The sequence below is a fragment of the Pseudarthrobacter sp. NCCP-2145 genome (genome assembly GCF_023708005.1).
Classification (GTDB): domain Bacteria; phylum Actinomycetota; class Actinomycetes; order Actinomycetales; family Micrococcaceae; genus Arthrobacter; species Arthrobacter oxydans.
The window spans coordinates 18,047-40,013 of record NZ_BRCG01000004.1 but is presented as its reverse complement, the minus strand read 5'-3'; the positions used below and the strand labels follow the sequence as shown (position 1 = coordinate 40,013).

General features: G+C 67.1%; 17 protein-coding genes. 4 read left to right on the top strand and 13 right to left on the bottom strand.

Annotation, left to right across the window (positions count from 1 at the left end):
• Position 1 precedes the first annotated feature (1 nt).
• Entirely contained in the window at positions 2 to 907 is a 906-nt protein-coding gene (gene galU, locus NFU08_RS04460) for a UTP--glucose-1-phosphate uridylyltransferase GalU (protein ID WP_174176539.1), read from the bottom strand.
• A gap of 117 nt (positions 908 to 1,024) precedes the next feature.
• Here galU and NFU08_RS04455 point away from each other — a divergent pair, with 117 nt between their 5' ends.
• The 3 genes from NFU08_RS04455 (at position 1,025) to NFU08_RS04445 (ending at position 2,904) form a co-directional block, all read left to right on the top strand.
• Positions 1,025 to 1,648 carry a 5-formyltetrahydrofolate cyclo-ligase gene (locus NFU08_RS04455; protein WP_251421023.1) on the top strand — a complete coding sequence of 208 codons (624 nt, stop codon included), beginning with the start codon at positions 1,025 to 1,027 and terminating at the stop codon, positions 1,646 to 1,648.
• A gap of 127 nt (positions 1,649 to 1,775) precedes the next feature.
• Complete coding sequence (locus NFU08_RS04450) at positions 1,776 to 2,036, top strand: FmdB family zinc ribbon protein (RefSeq protein ID WP_251421021.1); 261 nt, start codon at positions 1,776 to 1,778, stop codon at positions 2,034 to 2,036.
• Positions 2,037 to 2,139: 103 nt separating this feature from the next.
• Positions 2,140 to 2,904 (top strand): Flp pilus assembly protein CpaB, encoded by a 765-nt coding sequence (locus tag NFU08_RS04445; RefSeq protein ID WP_251421019.1) that lies wholly within the window; start codon positions 2,140 to 2,142, stop codon positions 2,902 to 2,904.
• A gap of 4 nt (positions 2,905 to 2,908) precedes the next feature.
• Here NFU08_RS04445 and NFU08_RS04440 read toward each other — a convergent pair whose 3' ends face one another.
• The 7 genes from NFU08_RS04440 to NFU08_RS04410 all read right to left on the bottom strand — a co-directional run bounded on the left by NFU08_RS04440 (position 2,909) and on the right by NFU08_RS04410 (position 13,926).
• Complete coding sequence (locus NFU08_RS04440) at positions 2,909 to 7,117, bottom strand: DUF4011 domain-containing protein (RefSeq protein ID WP_251421017.1); 4,209 nt, start codon at positions 7,115 to 7,117, stop codon at positions 2,909 to 2,911.
• A gap of 129 nt (positions 7,118 to 7,246) precedes the next feature.
• Positions 7,247 to 8,836 carry a glutamine-hydrolyzing GMP synthase gene (guaA, locus tag NFU08_RS04435; RefSeq protein ID WP_251421014.1) on the bottom strand — a complete coding sequence of 530 codons (1,590 nt, stop codon included), beginning with the start codon at positions 8,834 to 8,836 and terminating at the stop codon, positions 7,247 to 7,249.
• A 98-nt stretch (positions 8,837 to 8,934) separates the two neighbouring features.
• On the bottom strand, positions 8,935 to 9,435 hold the full coding sequence (locus NFU08_RS04430; RefSeq protein ID WP_174176589.1) for a DUF3817 domain-containing protein: 501 nt from the start codon (positions 9,433 to 9,435) through the stop codon (positions 8,935 to 8,937).
• Positions 9,436 to 9,473: 38 nt separating this feature from the next.
• Entirely contained in the window at positions 9,474 to 10,310 is an 837-nt protein-coding gene (locus NFU08_RS04425; RefSeq protein ID WP_174176546.1) for an SURF1 family protein, read from the bottom strand.
• Positions 10,311 to 10,402: 92 nt separating this feature from the next.
• Positions 10,403 to 10,891 carry a PTS sugar transporter subunit IIA gene (locus tag NFU08_RS04420; RefSeq protein ID WP_251421011.1) on the bottom strand — a complete coding sequence of 163 codons (489 nt, stop codon included), beginning with the start codon at positions 10,889 to 10,891 and terminating at the stop codon, positions 10,403 to 10,405.
• A gap of 40 nt (positions 10,892 to 10,931) precedes the next feature.
• Complete coding sequence (locus NFU08_RS04415) at positions 10,932 to 12,671, bottom strand: glycerol-3-phosphate dehydrogenase/oxidase (protein WP_174176547.1); 1,740 nt, start codon at positions 12,669 to 12,671, stop codon at positions 10,932 to 10,934.
• A 118-nt stretch (positions 12,672 to 12,789) separates the two neighbouring features.
• A complete protein-coding gene (locus NFU08_RS04410) occupies positions 12,790 to 13,926 on the bottom strand; it encodes a GuaB3 family IMP dehydrogenase-related protein (protein ID WP_251421009.1) in 1,137 nt (378 codons plus the stop codon).
• 110 nt (positions 13,927 to 14,036) lie between these two features.
• On the opposite strand from NFU08_RS04410, the gene NFU08_RS04405 reads away from it, so the two are divergent.
• Positions 14,037 to 14,642 carry a hypothetical protein gene (locus NFU08_RS04405; RefSeq protein ID WP_174176548.1) on the top strand — a complete coding sequence of 202 codons (606 nt, stop codon included), beginning with the start codon at positions 14,037 to 14,039 and terminating at the stop codon, positions 14,640 to 14,642.
• Here the strand turns inward: NFU08_RS04405 and NFU08_RS04400 are convergent.
• The 5 genes from NFU08_RS04400 to NFU08_RS04380 all read right to left on the bottom strand — a co-directional run bounded on the left by NFU08_RS04400 (position 14,639) and on the right by NFU08_RS04380 (position 21,927).
• Positions 14,639 to 16,486, bottom strand: a complete 1,848-nt coding sequence (locus NFU08_RS04400; protein WP_251421006.1) for an ABC transporter ATP-binding protein — start codon at positions 16,484 to 16,486, stop codon at positions 14,639 to 14,641. The genes NFU08_RS04405 and NFU08_RS04400 overlap by 4 nt on opposite strands.
• Before the next feature lie 17 nt (positions 16,487 to 16,503).
• Positions 16,504 to 18,015 (bottom strand): IMP dehydrogenase, encoded by a 1,512-nt coding sequence (gene guaB / locus NFU08_RS04395; protein ID WP_251421005.1) that lies wholly within the window; start codon positions 18,013 to 18,015, stop codon positions 16,504 to 16,506.
• 239 nt (positions 18,016 to 18,254) lie between these two features.
• On the bottom strand, positions 18,255 to 20,333 hold the full coding sequence (locus NFU08_RS04390; protein WP_397425167.1) for an acyltransferase family protein: 2,079 nt from the start codon (positions 20,331 to 20,333) through the stop codon (positions 18,255 to 18,257).
• Positions 20,334 to 20,443: 110 nt separating this feature from the next.
• Positions 20,444 to 21,550 (bottom strand): NAD(P)/FAD-dependent oxidoreductase, encoded by a 1,107-nt coding sequence (locus NFU08_RS04385; RefSeq protein WP_251421003.1) that lies wholly within the window; start codon positions 21,548 to 21,550, stop codon positions 20,444 to 20,446.
• On the bottom strand, positions 21,547 to 21,927 hold the full coding sequence (locus NFU08_RS04380; protein WP_251421001.1) for a hypothetical protein: 381 nt from the start codon (positions 21,925 to 21,927) through the stop codon (positions 21,547 to 21,549). Before NFU08_RS04380 ends, NFU08_RS04385 begins: the two co-directional genes overlap by 4 nt.
• Positions 21,928 to 21,967: the final 40 nt, after the last annotated feature.

The window sequence follows — 21,967 nt, the reverse complement described above, 5'->3', positions numbered from 1 at the left end:
GCTACTTGGACAGGCCGGCGGCGAACCCCGGCAGCCACTCCCGCAAGCCCGGGCCCAGGTCTTCGCTGTCGATGGCCAGCTGGACGCAGGCCTTGAGGTAGCTGAGCTTGTCCCCGGTGTCGTAGCGCCGGCCGCGGAACACAACGCCGTACACCCCGTACCCCTCGCCTTCGCCGGTCGCCAGCTCCTGCAGCGCGTCGGTCAGCTGGATTTCGTCTCCGCGTCCGGGGGCGGTGCGTTCGAGGACCTCAAAGACGGCGGGGTGGAGGACGTAGCGGCCGATCAGTGCAAGGTTGGAGGGCGCCTCGTCAACGCTCGGCTTCTCCACCAGCCGGTTGACGCGAACGTAGGATTCGCCCTCGATCGGCTGGACGTCAGCGCAGCCGTAGGCGCTGATCTCGGACGGTTCCACTTCGATGAGCGCGATGACGGAGCCTCCCGTTTCCGCCTGCACGTCGATCATGGTGCCCAGCAGTTCGTCCCGGGCATCGATGAGGTCATCGCCCAGCAGCACGGCAAAGGCTTCCTCGCCAACGTGCTGCTTTGCGCGCAGCACGGCATGGCCCAGTCCGTGCGGGTCTCCCTGCCGGACATAGTGGATGTCGCCCAGCTTGCTGGCCGCCTGGACGGATGCGAGCTTTTCCGTGTCGCCCTTGCCCTCAAGGGTGGATTCAAGTGACGGCACCCGGTCAAAGTGGTCTTCAAGTGCCCGTTTGTTGCGCCCGGTGATCATGAGGAGGTCGTGGAGGCCAACGTTCACGGCTTCCTCAACCACGTACTGGATGGCAGGCTTGTCCACGACGGGGAGCATTTCCTTGGGCATCGCCTTGGTTGCCGGCAGGAACCTGGTACCGAGTCCGGCGGCAGGAATGACGGCTTTGCGAACTCTCGGGTTACTGGTAGTCACCGGACTAATCTAACGTCAGCGTCAAGCATTCAGTAACAACGGAGCCAGCGACACCTGCGGGTATCGGATGGATGGACCAGATAACGGCCGCCAGCGCGGCAGTAGTGGAGAAAATACATGGCGCTTGAGGAAACGAAAGCAGCAAAGGACCTGATCCGTGCTGCCCACCGCCGCCGAAGGGCTGCGATGACTTCCCTGGAACGGGAGGATGCCGGCACCGCCCTGGCCAAACACGGCGCGGCGTGGGCGGCTTCAGTGATCCCGGGAGGCGATGCCACGGTATGCGTCTACCTGGGCGTCGGCGCGGAACCGCCCACGCTGCCGCTGATCGCGGCCCTGCACGACGACGGGCACAGGGTTCTGCTTCCCGTCTGCGAACCAGGGCGTGAACTGCTATGGGTCGTCTGGGCGCCGGGCATTGAGCTGGCACGCAGCAGGTTCGCCCCCATCCTGGAGCCGGTCGGGACCCGGCACGGGATTGACGCTGCCGGGGAAGCCGCTGCGCTGTTCATCCCTGCCACGGCCGTGGACCTCGCAGGCAGCAGGATCGGCCAGGGCGGCGGCTACTATGACAAATTCCTCGGCCACCTTGCGTCCGCCGGGAAGCACATTCCCCTTGCCGCGGTTCTTTATGACGGGGAACTACTGCCCGCCGGCGCGATTCCGGTGGAGGAATTCGACCGCCCGGTGCCTGGCGTCGTGCTTCCCTCCGGCTTCAGGGACCTGGCGAACGCCGCCTGACCGCAAAATCCGGGCGCAGGGGAATGCTAGAATTGGCACTCAGGCCCTGTGACTGCTAAAGGGACATCCAGCTGGATCACCCTGCGGCAGTCCGGGACCTCTCGTTTGCCCAAGAGGAGGAGCACCAGTGCCAACGTATGCGTACGCCTGCAAGGATTGCGGCCATGCCTTTGACATCGTCCAGTCGTTCTCGGACAGCTCTCTGACGTCCTGCCCCGAGTGCCAGGGTGCCCTGCGCAAGAAGTTCAACAGCGTGGGCGTCGTCTTCAAGGGTTCGGGCTTCTACCGCACGGACTCCAGGGACGCCAAGGGCAGCACGGTTTCGGCTGCTCCCGGCGCTCCTGCAGCAGCGCCGGCCGCTTCGGCCCCCGCCGCTGCTGCCAGCTGACAGACGGTCCTCGACTGTAGCCCGCCTGGCGGCTGGGCAAGGTTGTCCACATACCGGCGAAGGTTACTGCCGTAATTCTTGGCGCCGCCCCTAGCGTAGGCACATGCCTGCATACCGTCAGTCCAGCCGGGACACCTTAAGCGCCCCACATCCCGGACTCTTCCGGAAACCGCGGCTGCGTCGCCGCCCCGGCAGTGTCCGCGGCTCCGGCCGCGTCGCAGCCAGGCGTCCTCCCGCGCGCTTCGCGGGCTGGCTGAGCCGCAACAGGCGCCTCATTGTCGCGCTGCTGCTCTGCGCCGCAGCCGCCATCACGGTACACCAGCTCACCCCTGCTCCGGTCTACACGGTGCCGGCGCTGGCCGCCGCCAGGGATATCCCCGCCGGCGCCGCATTATCGGAGGCGGACCTCGCCGCTGCGCAGGTTCCGCCCGGCATGGTGGCCGGCGGGTTCCTTAAGGAACCCGGTGAGGCGGCAGGCAAACAGCTCGCAGCGCCCCTGCGCAAGGGGCAGCTGCTCACGGATGCCCAGCTTGTCGGTCCGGGACTCCTGGCCGGGACTCCTCCGGGATCAGCTGCCGTCCCCCTTCGCATGGCAGATCCGTCGTCCATCCAGCTTGTCTCCCCGGGGCAGCTGGTGAACGTTGTCCTTACCTCAGCCAACGGGTTCGACCAGCAGGACCCGCCCCGGATCCTGGCCTCCAGCGTGCCCGTACTGTGGACCTCAGGCCAGGGCGGCCAGCCTGGACAATGGCTGGGCACTGCCGAGACAGACGGCCTGATCGTCGTGGCAGCCACCGCGGAACAGGCCGCCAGGCTGGCGGGCGCATCCACCCAGGGCAAACTGTTCTTCGTTCTGGTGGGGCCTTGAAACCTCAGCCCCAGTGCGGCGGTGTCTGCTCCTTCAGCCAGGCGTCATGGTCGTCGTCTTCCCGGTCGCCCCAGGCGCGCGGATCGTCCTCGGAGGCCTTGTTGGGCACAACCGGCCCCGCGGGCAGCGCAGAACTGTTGGGCCCGGTGCCGGGTGTTCCGTCCTGGTCCTGCCCGGATTCAGTTTCGGCGGGCTGCCCGGCGTCCGGAGCGTTGTCTTCTTTGTGGTCCTGGGCCATGGTGCCCGCCTCCTTGCTGTCCTGGTCTTCGGCCGGTGCGGGATCGGTACTGGGTGCAGCGGGGTTGCCCTCGCGGGCGGGCCCGGAATCGCCCTGGCCGGCGCCGGCCATGGCCAGCCGTTCGCGCCCGCCCTGGCTTTCGGCGTCGATCCCGTTGAGCGCCTGGTCCACGTCGTCGTCAAGGAAGGCAACGGCGGCGGAGGCCCTGCCCGAAAGGGCCATCTTCTCGAGTCCCAGGTATCCGGCAATCCTGTCGGCACAGGCGGAGGGATCGGTGAACACCTCGATGGTCCACAGCGGCATGTAGCGCCATCCCAGGCGTTCCAGCAGCTGCGGGCGCAGCCGGCTCCGCTCCCGCACGCTCATGGTGCGGTACTGCTCCGTGCCGTCCGATTCAATCGCAACCGGCCACGGCAGGTCCGCGTGCTCCTGACCCATGGTGCTGAGGGGATCAGCGGCGGCCACCACGTCGATGGCACCGTCATACTGGTGCCACACCCGTGCGCCGCGGGCACGCAAGCGGTCCCCGAGGTCGGCAACCAGGGGATCCGCCCCCAGCGCCTGCTCGCTGGCCGCAGCCCGTGATGCAGGAGTTCCGAGATCTGTGTTTCCAGCAATTTCACGGTCCAGCAGGGAATACAGGTCCACGGCACCGTGGCTCAGCCTGGTGTGGTCCAGGTCCTCGGGCCGGAAACAGGTGAGGACGTGCATGGACCGGCGCGCCCGCGTCATGGCCAGCGCAAACTTCTCCCGGCCGCCATCGGCGGAAAGCGGGCCGAAGTTGTGCAGGGCGCGGCCGTGCGGGGTGCGGCCAAAACCGGGCGAGAAGATGACGTGATCGCGCACCAGTCCCTGCGCCCGTTCCAGGTCGACCACCCGGAAGGACTCGGGGCCGGCGCCGAAGAACCCGGCCAGGCCGGGGTAGTTGGGCAACTGCAGCCGGATGGACTCCCCGATCCGGGCCGCATGGCGGAGGCTGGCCGTGACCACGGCCAGGGACGTACGCGGGCGGAGCCGTGCGTGCTCGAAGACCAGCTGGACAACGCGGTTGACTTCCGCCACCACGGATTCGACGCCTTCGTGGTCGGCGCTCGGCAACCCGGTGCCGTCCGGGAGGTATTCAACCAGGAGGGAACGGTCCAGCCCGGTGGCGGACTGGCCTTCCGGCAGCCGCCGCAGGCCGCCGTCATAGAAATTCTTGCTGAGCTGCAGCACAAGGTCCTCGTCCACCGCACGGTAGACAAAGTTGAGCCGCCACACGGGAAGCACCTGCGACAGTGCGCTGAAAGCACTTTCCACGCGGTGGTGCGCTGACTCTCCGGGCGCGAGCCTTTCCACTCCCACTGTGAAAGTCCGGGGGCTGGCGATCCGCGCGTCACCGAACGCGATAACCTGTTTGGCCCGGGCAACGGACGGCAGCACAGCCTGGAGGGACGTCGCTTCCGCGTCCAGGATGACCACCGCGTCGAAGTGCTGCTCCGCCGGCAGCAGGCCGGTCATCAGGTAGGGGCTGACGGACCAGACCGGGACCAGCGTGCCTATCAGTTCCGGGGCCTGGGCCGTGAGCGACGGCAGGGAAACCCGGCCATCCTTGAGCAGGCTCCGAAGGAGATCCGCCTGGCGGGGATGGGTGGCGAGGGCACTGCGCCAGCGCTCTGCGAGGTCCCAGCGAAGGCGCGCGGCACCGCTGGCGATGTGGGCGTTGTCAGCGAGGCGGTACTCGGCCTCCAGCCTGCGGAGGGCATCGCCGTCGGACATTGCCAGGTAGTCGTCGCCGCTGATCATTGCCTCGAGCGCCGACTGCCACCACGCGAGTTCAAGCTCGGCGGCAACCGAGCCGGCCGGCACTTCACGCTCCGCGAGGTCGGCCAGGAGCTCGCCCAGGCCGTGCTCACGCATGTTCTCCACCAGCAGCGTGCGCTCCGGCAGCGTCTTCAGGGTGTCGGTGTCCGCCACCAGCCGCTCAAGGCGCTCCATCAGCTCCTCGTACGGGACCGTGGCCAGCGAGCCGCCGGCCGCCGTGTGCCGGAGGGCCTCCCCCAGGCGGGCAAGGTCGCCGTCCAGTGACCTGTACATGGCATTCATTTCGGCGAGCCCCGACGGAACGGCGGGATGCCGCTGGGTGGTGGCATAGCCTGCCCACAGCGCCCGCTGCTCCTGGACCAGGAGCAGCGACGTGTGAAGGTCGGCGATGTGGACCCCGGGCCGGACGTACTCCTTCGCCACCCTGCGCAGCCTTGAGCGCTGCATGGACGTCATGTCGATGCCGCGTTCCTTGCGCCAGGATGAGGGCGCGGTGGCGGAAATCAGGTCGGTGACGGGACGGTCGAAGATGTCCGGGGTGAACTTGTCCAGGCTTCCGCGTACCGCCACCAGGAGCTCAAGCTGCTCGCCCCACTCGGCGAAGGAGGCGCCGAGCCGGATTTCGGCATGTTCGGCAACTGCCGCCATGCGGTCGCGGAGGGCGGGCAGGCTCTTTTCCACGGAGCGGACCAGATCCTGGGCTTCCTCGGTCTCTTTCCGCGTCAGCAGCCGGGCGCCATGCCAAGGGCTGGTGGTAGAGGCCTTGCTGAAGCTGCCCAGCTCCGCCGCACGCTTGAGCCTGCCTGCGAGCTCCTCGCGGTCCCGGATGTTGTCCAGGACGCTCCGCTTCAGCCGCACCGTGGTGGCCGGCGCAGGGTGGATTGACGTCAGCTCCGCCAGTGACTGCATGGCCTGGTACGGCGAGCATCCCCACCGCTGGCGGACGTTGTGGAGCGAGGCCACATGGTCCATCAGGGCGTGGCGGTGCTCGGTCAACGTGGTGTGGAGGTTTCCGAGCTGGGGTTCCAGCGACTTTTCGTTGCGGACAATCGCACGGACCAGCTGGGCCTTCAGCTGCTGGGCTGTGACATTTCCGGACAGCTGGAACAGGATGGACTCCAGGCCCAGGCCCTCCAGCTGGCCGGATACTTCATTGAGGCTGGCGCGGCGGTCCCCAACCACCAGGACAGTTTTTCCGGCATCCACCAGCGCACCGATGGTGTTGATGGCAGTCTGCGTCTGTCCGGTACCCGGCGGGCTGCTGACAACCAGCGAGTCGCCGGCACGGGCAGCATCAATGACGTACTGCTGGTCGGTGTCCGCGTCCAGCAGGAGCAGCTCGTCCTTGGGGTGCCTGCTGTCCAGGGCAGGGAAACGGGAGGGGTCCGGCTGTTCCACGTCCACCATCTCGCCGCCGCCCGCAGTGGCCAGGGCGGAGATGATCGGGTTGGAGTCGTTGATCCAGGGGTCGTCCAGGTTGCCGGAGAGGTCGGCGAAGGTCGATACCAGCAGGTTGTGCTGCGCCTCGGCGCCATGGATGGGCCTGATCAGGGTGCCCAGCCGGTCCAGGACGGGCTGCGGATCGAAGCGGGCGGTGCTGTAGGCCAGCCGGGTGACGGCGTTGACGTCGAAGACGATGCCGTGGATGTTTTTCAGGTGCCGTACCAGTGCGGGGTTGATGTGCGCCTGCTCCGTCAGCTGGAGTTCGTAGTCGTCCTCCCCGGGCCGGACGGTCAGCGAGATGGCGGTAAGCATGACGGGCGCCGAAATGCGCTGCGGTTTGCCGCCCACGGCGGACGTCCACACAACGGTGCCGGCAGAGAGGTAGCCGGCGTCGATGCCGCGGTCGTTGGCAAGCTCGAAGATCTTCGAGCGGATGTTCCGGGAGGCCCGGGCTGCCACCACGTACTGCTGCCGGTCCCGGATCAGGGTGGAGAGGCGCGTCTTGCGGCCGGCCATCAGCTGGGCCAGGCCGGACGGGTGGGCGTGCGTCAGGTCGATGGAGCCTTCAGGCGTTTTGGTGAAGCGCAGCATCGTGTCTGCCCCGGTAACGGGTTTGAGCCCGGACAGCCATTTGCGGAGCTCCTCGGAGCCCTCCGGGTGGCCTTGACCAACTGACACTTCTGCCTTCTTTTCTGCGTTTGCACGTGACGTCCTGGACCATACCGGCATAGGTTCGAGCGTAGCCGCTAAGACGGCGGGACTGAGAGACCGCAACACGTGATGGGCTGAATTTGCGGAGGTTTTTGCCCCGGGAACACCAGTGGCCGGCTCCCTTGACGGAGCCGGCCACTCAGGATGCTATTCCCACTCGATGGTTCCCGGCGGCTTGCTGGTGACGTCCAGCACAACCCGGTTCACGCCCTCCACCTCATTGGTGATGCGGTTGGAGATCCGGGCCAGCAGTTCGTACGGGAGCCGTGACCAGTCCGCCGTCATGGCGTCCTCGGAGGAGACCGGACGGAGCACGATCGGGTGGCCGTAGGTCCGGCCGTCGCCCATGACGCCCACGCTGCGGACATCCGCCAGCAGGACGACGGGCATCTGCCAGACTTCGTTGTCCAGGCCGGCTGCGGTGAGCTCGGCGCGGGCGATTGCGTCGGCCTTGCGCAGCAGGTCCAGCCGTTCCTTGGTGACCTCGCCGACGATGCGGATGCCGAGGCCGGGACCGGGGAAGGGCTGGCGGCCAACGATCTCCTGCGGCAATCCGAGCTGGGCTCCGACGGCGCGGACCTCATCCTTGAAGAGTGCACGCAGCGGTTCGACGAGCTCGAACTGCAGGTCCTCGGGGAGGCCGCCCACGTTGTGGTGGCTCTTGATGTTTGCCGCACCTTCGCCGCCGCCCGATTCGACGACGTCCGGGTAGAGGGTGCCCTGGACCAGGAACTTGATCTTCTCGCCGTGGGCTGCAGCCTCGGCGATGATGGCCAGTTCGGCTTCTTCGAAGGCGCGGATGAATTCGCGGCCGATGATCTTGCGCTTGGTTTCGGGATCGGTCACCCCGGCCAGGGCGGACAGGAAGCGTTCCTGTTCGTTGGCGACATACAGCTTCACGCCGGTGGCTGCCACGAAGTCGCGCTCCACCTGTTCGGCTTCGCCCTCGCGCAGCAGGCCGTGGTCCACGAACACACAGGTGAGCTGGTCCCCGACGGCGCGCTGGACAAGCGCGGCAGCAACGGCCGAGTCCACGCCCCCGGAAAGGCCGCAAATGACCCGGGCGTCGCCGACCTGCTTACGGATCCGCTCCACCTGCTCATCAAGGATGTTGCCCGTGGTCCAGTTGGGTTCCAGCTTGGCGCCCTTGAAGAGGAAGTTCTCCAGGACCTGCTGGCCGTAGGCGGAATGCTTCACCTCGGGGTGCCACTGCACCCCGAACAGGCCTTTTTCCTCGTTGGCGAAGGCAGCCACTTCAGCGCCCGCCGTCGTCGCAAGGACCTCGAAGCCCTCCGGCGCCTCGTGGACGGAGTCGCCGTGGCTCATCCAGGTGTTCTGGTGCTGGGGCATGCCCTCCAGCACCGAACGGCCCTCGCCAAGAATGGTGGTTTCCGTGGAGCCGTACTCCCGCAGCCCGGTCTTGTCCACCTTGCCGCCGAGGGCGTTGGCCATCGCCTGGAAGCCGTAGCAGATGCCGAAGACGGGGACGCCGGCTTCGAAGAGGTCGGCACCGACGCGGGGGGCGCCGTCGGCGTAGACACTCGAGGGGCCGCCAGAAAGGATGATGGCGGCGGGGTTCTTGGCCAGGAGCTGCTCGGTTGTGTAGGTATGCGGAACCACTTCCGAATACACATTCGCTTCCCGGACGCGGCGGGCAATAAGCTGCGCGTACTGGGCACCGTAGTCAACAACCAGCACCGGCTTCTGGGAAGTCTGGGATGCAGTGGGAGTAGTCACCGTACTAGCCTACTGGGCGCCGTTGCACCGGCGCATCTTGAGAAGCCGGGCTGTGACGGAGCGAACTGTCAGCGCCCGCATTGCCGCCCGGCTGTCCGTCAGTAGCGCTGGGGCGCCTGGGGGTTCGCCGCGAGCTCGGCCTCCACCTCGGCGTGGAACTTCTTTTCGACGATGAAGGAGAGGAACGGGACCACACCGCCGAGGGCCAGCAGGATCAGCTTGAGGAACGGCCAGCGCATCAGCGCCCAGAGCCGGAAGTTGGACATCAGATACACCACGTACATCCAGCCGTGAACAATGAGGACAGTCACGGACAGGTTGACGCCGTCCAGCACTCCCGGAGGCTCGGCATCTGCGAAGCCGAACCCGAAGGGCTGGCCCGTGACGGCATTGGTTCCCCCTGCGAAGAGGTACTGCCCGAAGCCGTAGCGGGCAACCAGTTCGGCGCACAGCAGCAGCAGCATGCCGCCCGTGAGGTACGCCAGCACCTTGTAAAACTTCAGGGCCGAGCGGATCTGGGCTTCGGTTCCGCCAAAACGGCGCTTCTTGCCGCCCGCGCGAGTGCCTGCGTTTGCGCCTGCGTTTGCGCCTGAATCCATGCCTCGGGCAGAGGCCGGGTTGGCCGGTTTCGGGTCAATCATGGCTGTACCTTTTGCTGGTTGTGTTCTGGATGCTGGTTGTCTTCATCGCCGTCCTCGAGGCTTTCCTCAAGGTCGCGGTGGTAGTCGTCCTTCACGAGCCGCCACCAGATGAACAGGGCGAAGCCGGCGAAAACCACCCACTCGAGCGAGTAGAAGAGGTTGAGCCAGTTGATCTGCTGGGCGGGCGGCTGCGGACCGATATCCAAGGGAAGAAGTTCGCCCTGGACCGCGGCGGCGCTGACGTCCACGCCGTTGGCTACTTCGGCGGTGGCGGCCACAAACCCGGGATAGCTGCTGACCTCCCAGTAGTTGATCAGCTCTGCCACGGACACAGCCGTCGCCTCGCCTGGTTTGGGCGCCGTCCCCGGGACGGGCGCCTCGGACGGCAGCAGCCGCCCGGTCAGTTCAAGGGTGCCCGACGGCGGCGCGGGGGCATCGCCGGGCTCCGCCACCCAGCCGCGGGCCACCGGGATCCAGGTCTGCGGTGAGGCTGCGGCGCCGGTCAGGGCGGGTGCCCCGTCGACGGCGAACGCGGACACCACCCAGTAGCCTGTCTTGCCGTCATGCAGCCGCCCCGGGACCAGCAACTGTTTGGCGGGGTCGTAGGATCCCTCCGCCGAGACCATCTGGTCCGCGTCGGTTCCGTGGAAGAACTCGCCCGGCTGGAGGGTGTCGGTCAGCGGCCGGACCTGCTCGGTGGCCGGGTTCGTGGGCACCTCAGGCTGGGTGGAGCGCCCGAACTGCCACTGGCTCAGCAGAACGAAGACCCCGGAAACAGCGATCGCGAAGACAAAACCGGCGATCCATCGGGGCTTAAGGGCTGTTTTCCACACGTCTTAACCGTACTTCGTAGCGCTGTAGAACAACTAAACGCGAGGCCAGGCCCGGGATCCTGCCTGTTCGCCGGACGGGTCCCGCGGTCCGGTCAGTGATCGAAGAACACCAGGCTGGAGTTGATGAGTTCGGCGATCATGTCGGGATCGTAGGCCCGGCGCAGCGACTCCCGGAACGATTCCTTGGACAGGGACCGGGCCAGCGTGGCCAGGACCTCGAGGTGGTCGGAGAAGGAACTCGCCGGGGTGGCAATCAGCAGGATCACCGTGGCGGGACCGTCGGCTGCACCGAAATCGAGGGCGTGCCCGTATTTGGTGATTCCGACCGCGATGGAGGTGCGGGAGACGAACTCGCTGCGGGCGTGCGGCAGGCCGATGCCGCCCGGCAGTCCCGTGGCCAGCTGGTGTTCCCGGGCGTTCACATGCTTGAGGAACCCGTCCAGGTCCGAGATGCGCCCGGCGGCGTGCAGCCGCTTGGCAAGCTGCGTGGCAGCGTCGGCCTTGTCCTTAGCCTCCAACTCCAAAATCACCATGTCGGGCGTGGTGAGCACGGCGTCGTACCGGTCAAGTGGTTCCGCCAAGGCGTATCCCTTCAGTCAGCGTTGCTGGTGCGTGAATCCCTCAGCGCAGGGGCACGATGTCTTCCACGCCCAGGCGGGCGGCGTCTGCGGATTCGTCGTCCGGCTGTTGCTGGCTGAGGCGTTCAGCCTCCACCCGCGCAATGTAGTGCCGCACTTCGTTTTCACGCTGGGCGTCACTCCAGCCAAGGACGTCACCCATTAGTTTAGCGACAACAGGCACGGCGGACACTCCGCGGTCCCAGGCCTCGATGGAAATCCGTGTCCTTCGGGTCAGCACATCATGGACGTGGCGGGCGCCCTCATGGGTAGCTGCATAGACGGCCTCGGCCTGGAGGTAGTCGTCGGCACCCGGAAGGGGCTCCGCGAGGGCCGGATTCTCCTCGATGATGGACAGCACCTCTGAGGTCATGGATCCGTAGCGGTTCAGCAGGTGCTCAATCCGGGCAACATGCACGCCGGATTCCTCGGCAGTCCGGTTCCGGCGGTTCCAGGCTGCCCTGAATCCGCTGGCGCCCAGCAGCGGAATGGTTTCCGTGCAGCTGGGCGGAACCCGCTCGTCCATGGTGCGGGTGGCCTCGTCCACGGCGTCCTTGGCCATGACCCGGTAGGTGGTCCACTTCCCGCCAGCCACCACCACCAGGCCGGGAACGGGATGGGCCACCACATGTTCACGGGACAGCTTGGCGGTGGAGTCGTTTTCCCCGGCGAGCAGCGGACGGAGGCCGGCGTACACGCCCTCTACGTCCTCGCGGGTCAGCGGACGCTTGAGGACCTTGTTGACGTGTTCCAGGATGTAGTCGATGTCCTTGCTGGAGGCGGCCGGGTGGGCCTTGTCCAGGTTCCAGTCGGTGTCCGTGGTGCCGATGATCCAGTGGCGACCCCACGGGATGACGAACAGCACGGACTTTTCGGTGCGCAGGATCAGGCCGACGGTGGACTGGAACCGGTCGCGCGGTACCACCAGGTGGATGCCCTTGGAGGCACGGACCTTCAGCTGGCCGCGATCGGTCACCATGGCCTGGGTTTCGTCCGTCCACACCCCGGTGGCGTTGATCACCTGCTTGGCGCGGATGTTGAACTGCGTCCCGTCCTCGTGGTTGACCACCTTGGCCCCCACCACCCGCTCACCTTCGCGGAGGAAGTCCACCACCTTCATCTGGTTGACGGCGTGGGCACCGTAGTAGGCGGCGGTCCGCACCAGGTTGGCGCAGTACTTCGCGTCATCCACCTGGCCGTCGTAGTACCGGATGGAGCCCACGAACGCGTCATTCTTGAGGCTGGGGGCAGCGCGCAGGGTGCCCCGGCGGCTGAGGTGCTTGTGGAACGGGACTCCCCTGCTGTGCCCGCTGGAGACGGACATGGCGTCATACAGCGCGATGCCGGCACCCACATAGGGCCGCTCGATGAAGGGCTTGGTCAGCGGATACAGGAACGGGACCGGCCGGGCCAGGTGCGGCGCCAGTTCCGAGAGCAGCAGCCCCCGCTCCTGCAGCGCTTCCTTCACGAGGCCGAAATCGAGCATCTCCAGGTACCGGAGGCCGCCGTGGATGAGCTTCGAGGACCGGGAGGACGTACCGGCAGCCCAGTCGTTCGCTTCAACGATGCCGACGCTGAGGCCGCGCGTGACGGCGTCCAGGGCTGCCCCGGTGCCAACGATGCCGCCGCCGACGATGAGGATGTCCAGTTCCTGGCCGGGGTCCGCCGTGGCGCGCAGCCGTTGGATGGATGCTTCCCTGGCTTCCGGGCCAAGGGCCCCGCCGTTAACAGGAAATTTCTTCATTGAACGCCTCCAGTGCCTCAAGTGCCGGTAGTAAAACCACCCTACTTGCTTGCGGCACGCTTGGGCAGGAGGGCAGTGGCAGGATGCTGCCGCTGCCCTCCGGTTCCCAGGGGGAGCGTCAGTTTCCGGAGTACGGGGAAACCACGACGTCGACCCGCTGGAATTCCTTCAGGTCCGAGTATCCGGTGGTCGCCATGGAGCGGCGCAGCGCGCCAATGAGGTTGGAGGTTCCGTTGGTGTGGTGGCCCGGTCCGAACAGCACTTCCTCCAGCGGCCCCACGGTGCCCACGTTGGCGCGGTCGCCGCGGGGAAGTTCGAGGTGGTGGGCTTCCTGGCCCCAGTGCCATCCCTTGCCCGGTGCCTCTTCGGCCCGCGCCAGGGCGCTGCCCAGCATCACGGCGTCGGCTCCCATGGCAATGGCCTTGACGATGTCGCCCGAGGTGCCCATGCCGCCGTCGGCAATGACATGGACGTACCGGCCGCCGGACTCGTCCATGTAGTCGCGGCGGGCGGCAGCGACGTCGGAGATGGCGGATGCCATGGGCGAATGGATGCCCAGGGCCCGGCGGGTGGTGGTGGTGGCGCCGCCGCCGAAGCCCACCAGCACGCCGGCGGCACCGGTGCGCATGAGGTGCAGCGCGGGCGTGTAGCCGGCCGCGCCGCCCACGATCACGGGAACATCCAGCTCGTAGATGAACTGCTTGAGGTTCAGGGGCTCGTGGTCCTTGGAGACATGCTCGGCGGAGACGGTGGTGCCGCGGATGACGAAGATGTCGACGCCGGCCGCCACCACGGTCTTGTAGTGCTCCTGGGTGCGCTGCGGCGTCAGGGATCCCGCCACCGTCACGCCGGCCTCGCGGATCTCCGCCAGGCGGGACGTAATCAGTTCAGGCTGGATGGGCGCCTTGTACAGCTCCTGCATGCGGCCTGTCACGGCCGGGCTGTTGGTTTCATCCTCCAGCGCGCCGATCTCGTCCAGGATGGGCTCCGGGTCCTCGTACCGGGTCCACAGGCCCTCGAGGTCCAGCACGCCGAGGCCGCCGAGCCGGCCCAGGGCAATGGCAGTCTGCGGGGACATGGCAGAGTCCATGGGCGCCGCAATGACGGGCATGTCGAACTTGTAGGCGTCAATCTGCCAGGAGACGGAGACGTCCTTGGGGTCGCGGGTGCGACGGTTAGGGACGATTGCAATGTCATCCAGGGAGTAGGCACGACGCCCACGCTTGCCACGGCCGATCTCGATCTCGTAAGTCACTGCTCTAGGGTATCCCAGCGGCCGTGATGTCCTTGTCTGTGCGGACGGGCCGGGAACGCAGGCTACGGACCGCACGCACCAACCGGAGCCCGGGTGGCTACAGTTGCCCTATGGGTTCACGGTGGGTATTCGACGGCCACATTGCCGGCATAGGCACGGCTTCCGGCCTTCGCGCCGTGGTGGGCATCTGGCAGGAGTCGCCCTTCGGGCCCTTTGCGGACGTGATGGTCCAGCAGCCCTCCGGCCACCGGCAGCTCCTGGCCCCCAGCCGTGAGGTGGCGGAGTTCATCGCCGCCACCTACACGTTCGACGACGTCACGGAGGTGGACCTGTCGGCGCGGCTGGGCCACGGAACGCTGGAGGTCGACGCCGGTCCCCTGGCCATCAGCGCCCGGCTCGGCGGGCGGGCCCTCCTGGGCAGGATGCTGCGGGCAGTCCCCCGACGCCTTGCTGTCCACCCCGGCTGGCTGCGGGCCATCAGTCCGGTCGCCGGGATCCTGAGCAGCGGCTCCCGGACCTCCGGCACCGCAGGCAGCGGCCGGAGGGAGTATTACGGGGTGAGCGACCTGCACACCATCACCTCCGCCGTCGTGAGCTGGAACGGGGTTGATGCCGGAGCCCTGGCGGCGGTCCGCCCCGCTGTGTCGTTCGGGTTCAGCAGCGTCCCGCCGCGGCCGGGCATTGCGCGGGTGCGTACGACGGTAGCGGAGTCCTAGGCTCCTCCTCCTGCCTCCGGGCTTGCTCCCGTGAGCTGGGATTCGAACATCCTGAAGTAGCGCCCGCGAAGCGCGACGAGTTCCTTGTGCGTCCCCTGCTCCACGATCCTGCCGTCCTCCAGCATGAACACGGTGTCCGCCTTCTCGATGGTGGCGAGCCGGTGGCTGATGGCGATGATGGTGCTGCTGCGGTCAGCGAAGAGGCGGGTGAAGATCCGGTGCTCGGCCAGGGCGTCGATAGCCGAGGTTGGCTCGTCCATCACCATGAACGAGGCGTCCCGGTAGAAGTTCCGGGCCATGGCCAGACGCTGCCACTGCCCGCCCGAGAGCCCGCTGCCCTTCCGCCCGCGCGGGTCCTCCATCCAGTTGCTGACATGGTTATCCAGGCCGTTGGGGAGTTTGTTGATAAAGTCCAGCGCCTCCGCGTCCGCGGCAGCCTTGCGGATGCGGGCGTCGTCGCGGGGCGCGTCGACGTCCCCGAAGTAGATGTTCTCCGCGGCCGTGGCGAACTCGTACTTGAGGAATTCCTGGCTCAGCACCGCGAGGTGCCGGTGCCAGGAGGTGACGTCGACGGCGGCAAGGTCGACGCCGTCGAGCAGTACCTGTCCCGAGTCCGGCCGGTACAGCCCCGCCAGGATCCTGATCAGCGTGGACTTGCCGGCGCCGTTCTCCCCCACGATGGCGATGTGCTGGCCCTCGCGGATGGTCAGGCTGATCCCGCGGATCACCTCGATGTCGCTGCCCGTGTAGGTGAAGCGGATGTCCTTCAGCTCAACGGTCTTCGGTGCCTGCAGCAGCGGCGGGGCGTGCTCCGAATGCACGGGCATGGCCATGAACAGCTCGTAGTCCTTGAGGTTGGCCAGGTCCTCGTCGATGGAACTGAGGGAGGACACCAGGTTGTTCGCCGTGGACAGCGCCCTGCTGACAATCTGCTGCACGTAGAGGAACTGGCCCACGGGCTGCGCGCGGGCGATGATCTGCCCCACCACCCAGACCAGGGACACCACTTCAGCGCCGTACTGGAGCGCATCGGCGGCGAGCTGCTTGGGGATGTACCGCTTCTGAAAGTCCAGCCGCCGGCGCTCGTCCGCGTCCCGCAGCCGGGACCTGAAATCCATCAGGTAGCCCACAATCCCGTAAAGCCGCATCTCGGCGATGTGCTGCGGCCGAAGGAGGTTGGTCTCGATCATGCGGCGCTGGCGGCGTGAGTCCACCTGGGTGTTCCAGTGGGCGATCTGCTCCCGCGAAAGTTTGAACTGCAGGTAGACGCTGGGGACGATGGCGACAAGGACGATCACGGCGATCCACCAGCTCACCAGCAGCAAGGCGCCGACGGCGAGAATTACCGAGACGAGCTGGGTGAAGATGGCGGCGATCCGGTCAAGCACCCGGGCGTAGGAGTCGGAGAACCGCTTTGCGCGGTCGTAGAGGTCAACGGTTTCTTTGTCGTCGTACCGCCAGAATTCCAGTGCCAGGAACCGCTCGTACATCTGGTCCCCCACGATGGCCCCCACCTTGAAGCTCATCAGCTGCTGGATGTAGCGGTCAACGCTGCTGAACGCGCCCCAGAAAAGCCCCAGGGCGGCGGTGATGATGACGTAGGCGATCGCCCGCCGGCCGGCCTCGGCGTCACCGGCATAGGCGGCGGCCAGCGCCGTGGTGGTCAGGGCGGCGAAGTAGGTGGTGACCAGCGGAAGCACGGCTGAGATCAGCGACCCGAGCACCTTCATGACCACGGCGCCCGGCGAAGCCCGGAAACTGACCCGCAGCACCTGGGCTACCGCCCGGGCATACGGACGAAGGGCCAGCCGCCGTGGCGGCTGGCCCTTCGCAGGGGTGTTCACCCGTTCAGGAGGCGTTGTCAGCGGGAACCGTAGTTCGGCGCTTCGACGGTCATCTGGATATCGTGCGGGTGCGATTCCTTCAGGCCGGCCGGGGTGATCCGGACGAACTTGCCCCGGGCCTTCAGCTCGGCCACGGTCGGCGCGCCGGTGTAGAACATGGTCTGGCGCAGGCCGCCCACCAGCTGGTAGGCCACCGACGACAGCGGACCGCGGTAGGCCACACGGCCCTCGATGCCCTCGGGGATGAGCTTGTCATCGCCGGAGACGTCGGCCTGGAAGTAGCGGTCCTTCGAGTAGGACGTGTTCTTGCCGCGGGACTGCATGGCGCCGAGGGAGCCCATGCCGCGGTAGGACTTGAACTGCTTGCCGTTGACGAAGATCAGTTCGCCCGGCGATTCGTCGCAGCCGGCCAGCAGGGAGCCGAGCATCACGGTGTCGGCACCGGCCACGAGGGCCTTGCCGATGTCGCCTGAGTACTGCAGCCCGCCGTCGGCGATCAGCGGCACGCCGGCAGGAATGGCAGCCTTGGCGGACTCGTAGATGGCGGTGATCTGCGGGACGCCCACACCGGCCACCACACGGGTGGTGCAGATGGATCCGGGTCCCACGCCCACCTTGATGCCGTCAGCGCCGGCGTCGATCAGGGCCTGGGCGCCTTCACGGGTGGCGGCCTGGCCGCCGATGACGTCCAAGTGTGCCGCCACGGGATCGGACTTAAGGCGGCGGATCATGTCCAGCACACCCTGGGAGTGGCCGTTGGCGGTGTCCACGAAGAGGGCATCGACGCCGGCGTCCACCAGTGCCATGGCGCGCTCCCAGCCGTCCCCGAAGAAGCCGATGGCGGCGCCCACGCGGAGGCGGCCTTCGTCGTCCTTGGTGGCCAGCGGGTACTGCTCGGCCTTGGTGAAGTCCTTGGTGGTGATCAGGCCCTTGAGCCGGCCCTGCTCATCCACCAGGGGAAGCTTCTCGATCTTGTTGGTGGCCAGCTTGTGCGAGGCTTCCTCGCGGCTGATCCCCACGTGTCCGGTGACCAGGGGCATCTTGGTCATCACGTCGCTGACCAGCCGCAGCGGGAAGTCGGACTCGGGGACGAAGCGGGTGTCACGGTTGGTGACGATGCCGAGCAGGCGCATGTCCTCGTCCACCACGGGCAGGCCGGAGACGCGGTACTGCGAGCAGATCTCATCCAGCTCAGCAAGCGTGGCCTGCGGGCCGATGGTCAGCGGGTTGGTGATCATCCCTGACTCGCTGCGCTTTACCCGGTCCACCTGGTCCGCCTGGTCCTGGATGGACAGGTTGCGGTGGATGACTCCCAGGCCGCCCTGGCGTGCCATGGCGATGGCCATCCGGGACTCCGTGACGGTGTCCATGGCGGCGGACAGCAGCGGCGTGTGAACCGAAATCCGCTTGGAAATCCGCGACGACGTGTCAGCCTCGGACGGGATGACCTCGGTGTGCCCGGGCAGGAGCAGGACGTCGTCGTAGGTCAGGCCAATAAAGCCAAAGGGGTTGTGTTCGGGCTCGGTCATGAGTGCGCCTCTTACCTTGGTTGCTGGACGGGTAGGGGTTGCAGCCGATGACCAGCCCGTCATTACGGGACTGGCCTGTGCAGGAAATGTTCCAGGACCGCCGCGGCAGGCGGGGCCCCGGAGGCCGGAAAGTATTGAGTAAATATTAGAACCTCAGCGCCGATCCCCCTATTCCACGCGTGCAATGTGAGCAACTGCACGCTCCCCGTCCGCACCCCCGCTGCTGCTCGTGACTGCGTTCAGTTCCAGCCCGTGGCGGCCAGCAGCCGCTGCTCGAACATGGGGATCATGCTTTCCACGTAGGTCCGCGTGAGGTGGTTGTCGTCCTTGTAGACGTAGACGTTCCCCACCACCCCGGGACAGATGCCCCGCGCGCAGATGAAGTCGCTGAGATCCATGAGGTGCAGTCCGTCCAGTTTGCCCCGGTAGCTTTCCAGCGGGGACGGTTCCACCAGGGACTCCGCCAGGGACACACTGCACTCCGGCGCGTCCGGGCCGTTGCGCTGGATGCATTCCGGCATGTTGAACGTAAAGCGCGGGTTGTCCCGGATTCCGATGACCTCGATCCCGGCCTCCGCGAACGGCCGGACCCCTTCCAGGTAACCCGGCACTTCGGTCTCGAACGGGGCCTCCTCATGCGTCAGCGACGCCACCGTGAACACTGCGTCCGGCTGGTGTTCCAGGACGTAGGCGGCGCTCGCCTGGTTGTAGGCGTTGCACTCCGCATTCCGTTCTGCGGACTCCGCCCCGAAGCGGCACGCAGGCATCAGCAGCGTCACCAGTTCCCAGCCCCGCGCGGCGGCAATCGGCGCCAGCGCCCCCAGGTACTGCTGGGAGTGCGAGTCGCCCAGGACCACGATGCGCTTGGTTACCTCGCCATCAGGAACCTCCTGCCGGCACCCTTCGAGGATGGGATTGCTGGTGGCGTTGGCACCGGTGCAGGGCGCGTGGATTCCGGCCCAGTCGTTGTCCAGCGCGGACGGGCCGGGGATGAACCTGGCCTCCGGGGCGGGCACGGCGGCGTTTTCCGGGTTGAGCGCGGCGGCCCCTGGCGTGAGCTCCCGCGGCTGGGCCGCCGTCGCGCTTTCCTCTGCGGTGAGCGTGGTCTGCCAGATGGCGACGGGTCCGGCCAACAGCGCGCCACAAGCAGCAATAACGACGGCGGTGCGCCAGGCCCGGCGCTGCGGCCAGTGCCACTCGCGCAGCGGCTTTTCAACGAAGCGCGTGGTGAGGACGGCGAGCACGATGGAGGCGCCCACGATGCCCAGGCCCTGGGCCAGGTTGGGTGCCTCCACGCCGGTGGCGGCAAGCGCCAGCACCAGGACCGGCCAGTGCCAGAGGTACAGGGCATAGGAATTGTCTCCCAGCGCCACCAAAGGCTTGCTGCTGAGGACCCTGTCCATGCCGAAACGGCTGCCGGATTGTCCCGCGACGATGATGGCGGCGGCCGCCAGGGTGGGCCAGAGCGCCACGAAGCCGGGGAACGAGCGGTCCACCGTGAGCAGCAGGCCGCAGGAGACCATGGCCGCCAGGCCTGCCCAGCCCAGGACCACCCGGAGCGCCCGGGCCGGTTTGAGGTAGGGCAGGGCCAGCGCCAGGAGCGAGCCCAGCGCGAACTCCCAGAGCCGGGTCCGGGTGTCGAAGTAGGCGTACGCCTGGTTGCCGGCGGTCTGCTCCACGGAGTAGGCGAGGGACACGGCGAAGACTGTGCCGAAGACCAGGGCCAGCAGCCCGCGGTAGGTGACCCGGGTGAGCGCGCGGATCCGGTGCAGCAGCACCAGCAGTCCGGCGGTGCCGGCGAAGATGAGGGGCCAGAGGATGAACACCTGTCCCTGGATGGACAGCGACCAGAAGTGCTGGAGCGGGCTGGCCCCGGCGTGGTCCTGGGCATAGTAGTCAACGGCGGTGTCCGCGAGCAGCCAGTTCTGGCTGTAGAGCAGGGACGCCCAGGCCTGGTCCAGCACCTGCGGCCAGCGGCTCTGGGGCAGGATCAGCCACGTTCCGGCGAGGACTCCCAGGATGACCACGACGGCGGCGGGCAGCAGCCGCTTGAACAGGTGCAGCCAGTGCCCAAGCAGCCCGAACGGCCGCCCTGCCTCGGCTTTCCGGACGAAGGACAGGGTCAGCAGGAACGCGGAGATGAGCAGGAAGATGTCCACTCCCCCGGACACCCGGCCCAGCCAGACGTGGTAGGCCACCACCATCAGCACGGCGAGCGCACGGAGCCCCTGGACCTCCGGCCGGAAGGTTGGCTTCCGGCTTTTGGCGGCTGCTTCGGGCACCGGGCGGGAAGCAGCCGCGGTTCTCGCTATCGACACAAAAGACCTTCCTGCGGCGGACAAAACATCAATTCTACCGAGGCATGGCGGATTTTCCGGGAAAGGTAACAGGCATCACGGCCCGGCACGGGCAGCGAAGCCGGCGCGGCTCAGGCGGCAGCCACCCCGGATCCGTGAGCGGCGGGGGCCGGAATCCTGGCCGCCAGGTACCGTGCGTCGCGGCCGAGGCCCGGAAGGGTGTCCGATACCTCCGCGTACAGGAACCGCTGCCCCAGGAAGAACAGCCCTGGCGAATCCAGAGCCACACCGCGCCACTGCCGGGGCATTGCGCCGCCGTCGAGCAACGCCGGATCGATCCAGCTGAAGTCCTCCCGGAATCCGGTGCACCAGACCACATTGGCGACTTCAAGGCGCGTTCCGTCGGCCAGTACGGGCATCCCGTCGGCCACCCCGGTGACCCTCGGCACGACGTGCACGCCGGCGGCCGCGAGGTCCCTCGTCTTCGTCCTGATCAGCGGTTCGGCGTGCGCCTTCATCGCCGGCGCCACTTTGCGGCCAATCGGTGAACCAAGCGTCAACACGTGCAGCCCAAGGAAGCGCACCACCGGGAACGCATAACGTGCCGCCGCCTTGCCGTGCTTCACCGGGATCTCGCCCGTGGGCTTGCCGGCCACCAGCGCCGGCCGGGTCCTGGAAACTTCGAGGCCGATCTCCGCCCCCGAGTTCCCCAGCCCCACAACCAGGACCGGACCTTCCCGGAGCTGCTGCGGGTTCCGGTACTGGCTGGAATGCACTTGCTTGATGGAAGGGGCCAGTTCAGCCGCAAAGCCGGGCACCTCGGGTGTCTGTGTGGAGCCTGTGGCCACCACCACGTTGCGTGCTTCCCACCGGCCGCCCCCGGCGGTGGCCGCGTAGTGGTCCCCCTCCCGCCAAAGGCGCTCCACGCGGATGCCGTGGACCACCGGAAGGTCAAATTCCGCGGCATACCCTTCGAGATAGTCCGCTACCTCATCCTTAGTAGGGAAGGACAGCCGGTCCGCCGGGAACGGTGCGCCGGGCAGTCCGTCGTACTTGGCGGGAGTGAACACCCGGAGGGAATCCCACCGCTGCCGCCAGGAATCGCCGGACCTTTGGCTGGCGTCGAGAATCAGGAACTTCCGTTTCTGGCCCTTCATGAAATAGCCCAGGGCAAGTCCGGCCTGCCCGCCGCCGATGATGACGGTGTCCAGCATGCCGGCCGGATTGTTGTTGTTCATGGCCGCGCTCCTTTTGTAGCAAGTGGATTCTTCAGGCTGACCCCGCCCGCCGGGCTGCCGGCTGACGCACCTTCTGCTGTGGTTCCCGCCGCCGTGGTGCCGGCTGCGGCTTCGTGCCCCGTTTCCCTGTAGCGCAGCCACCCTGCCAGCATCAGGGCGGATGCCAGGGCGTAGGCCAGGTGGAGGACCCAGATGGGACCGGCAGGAAGATTGAAAACGTAGATCGAGTGCACCGCATTGGCCAGGTTGCTCAGCACCAGGTTGCCCAGGCTGTACGACGCAAGGTCCTTGGTGCGTGCAGCCTTCACAAGCATCGGGAACATACCGGCGGCGAAGAGCACTGTCGACACGGTTCCGGCGAGCACTGGAAGGTTCATGGTGTGAGGCTACGGGTGCAGCATTCCCCTCCGCGTCGGC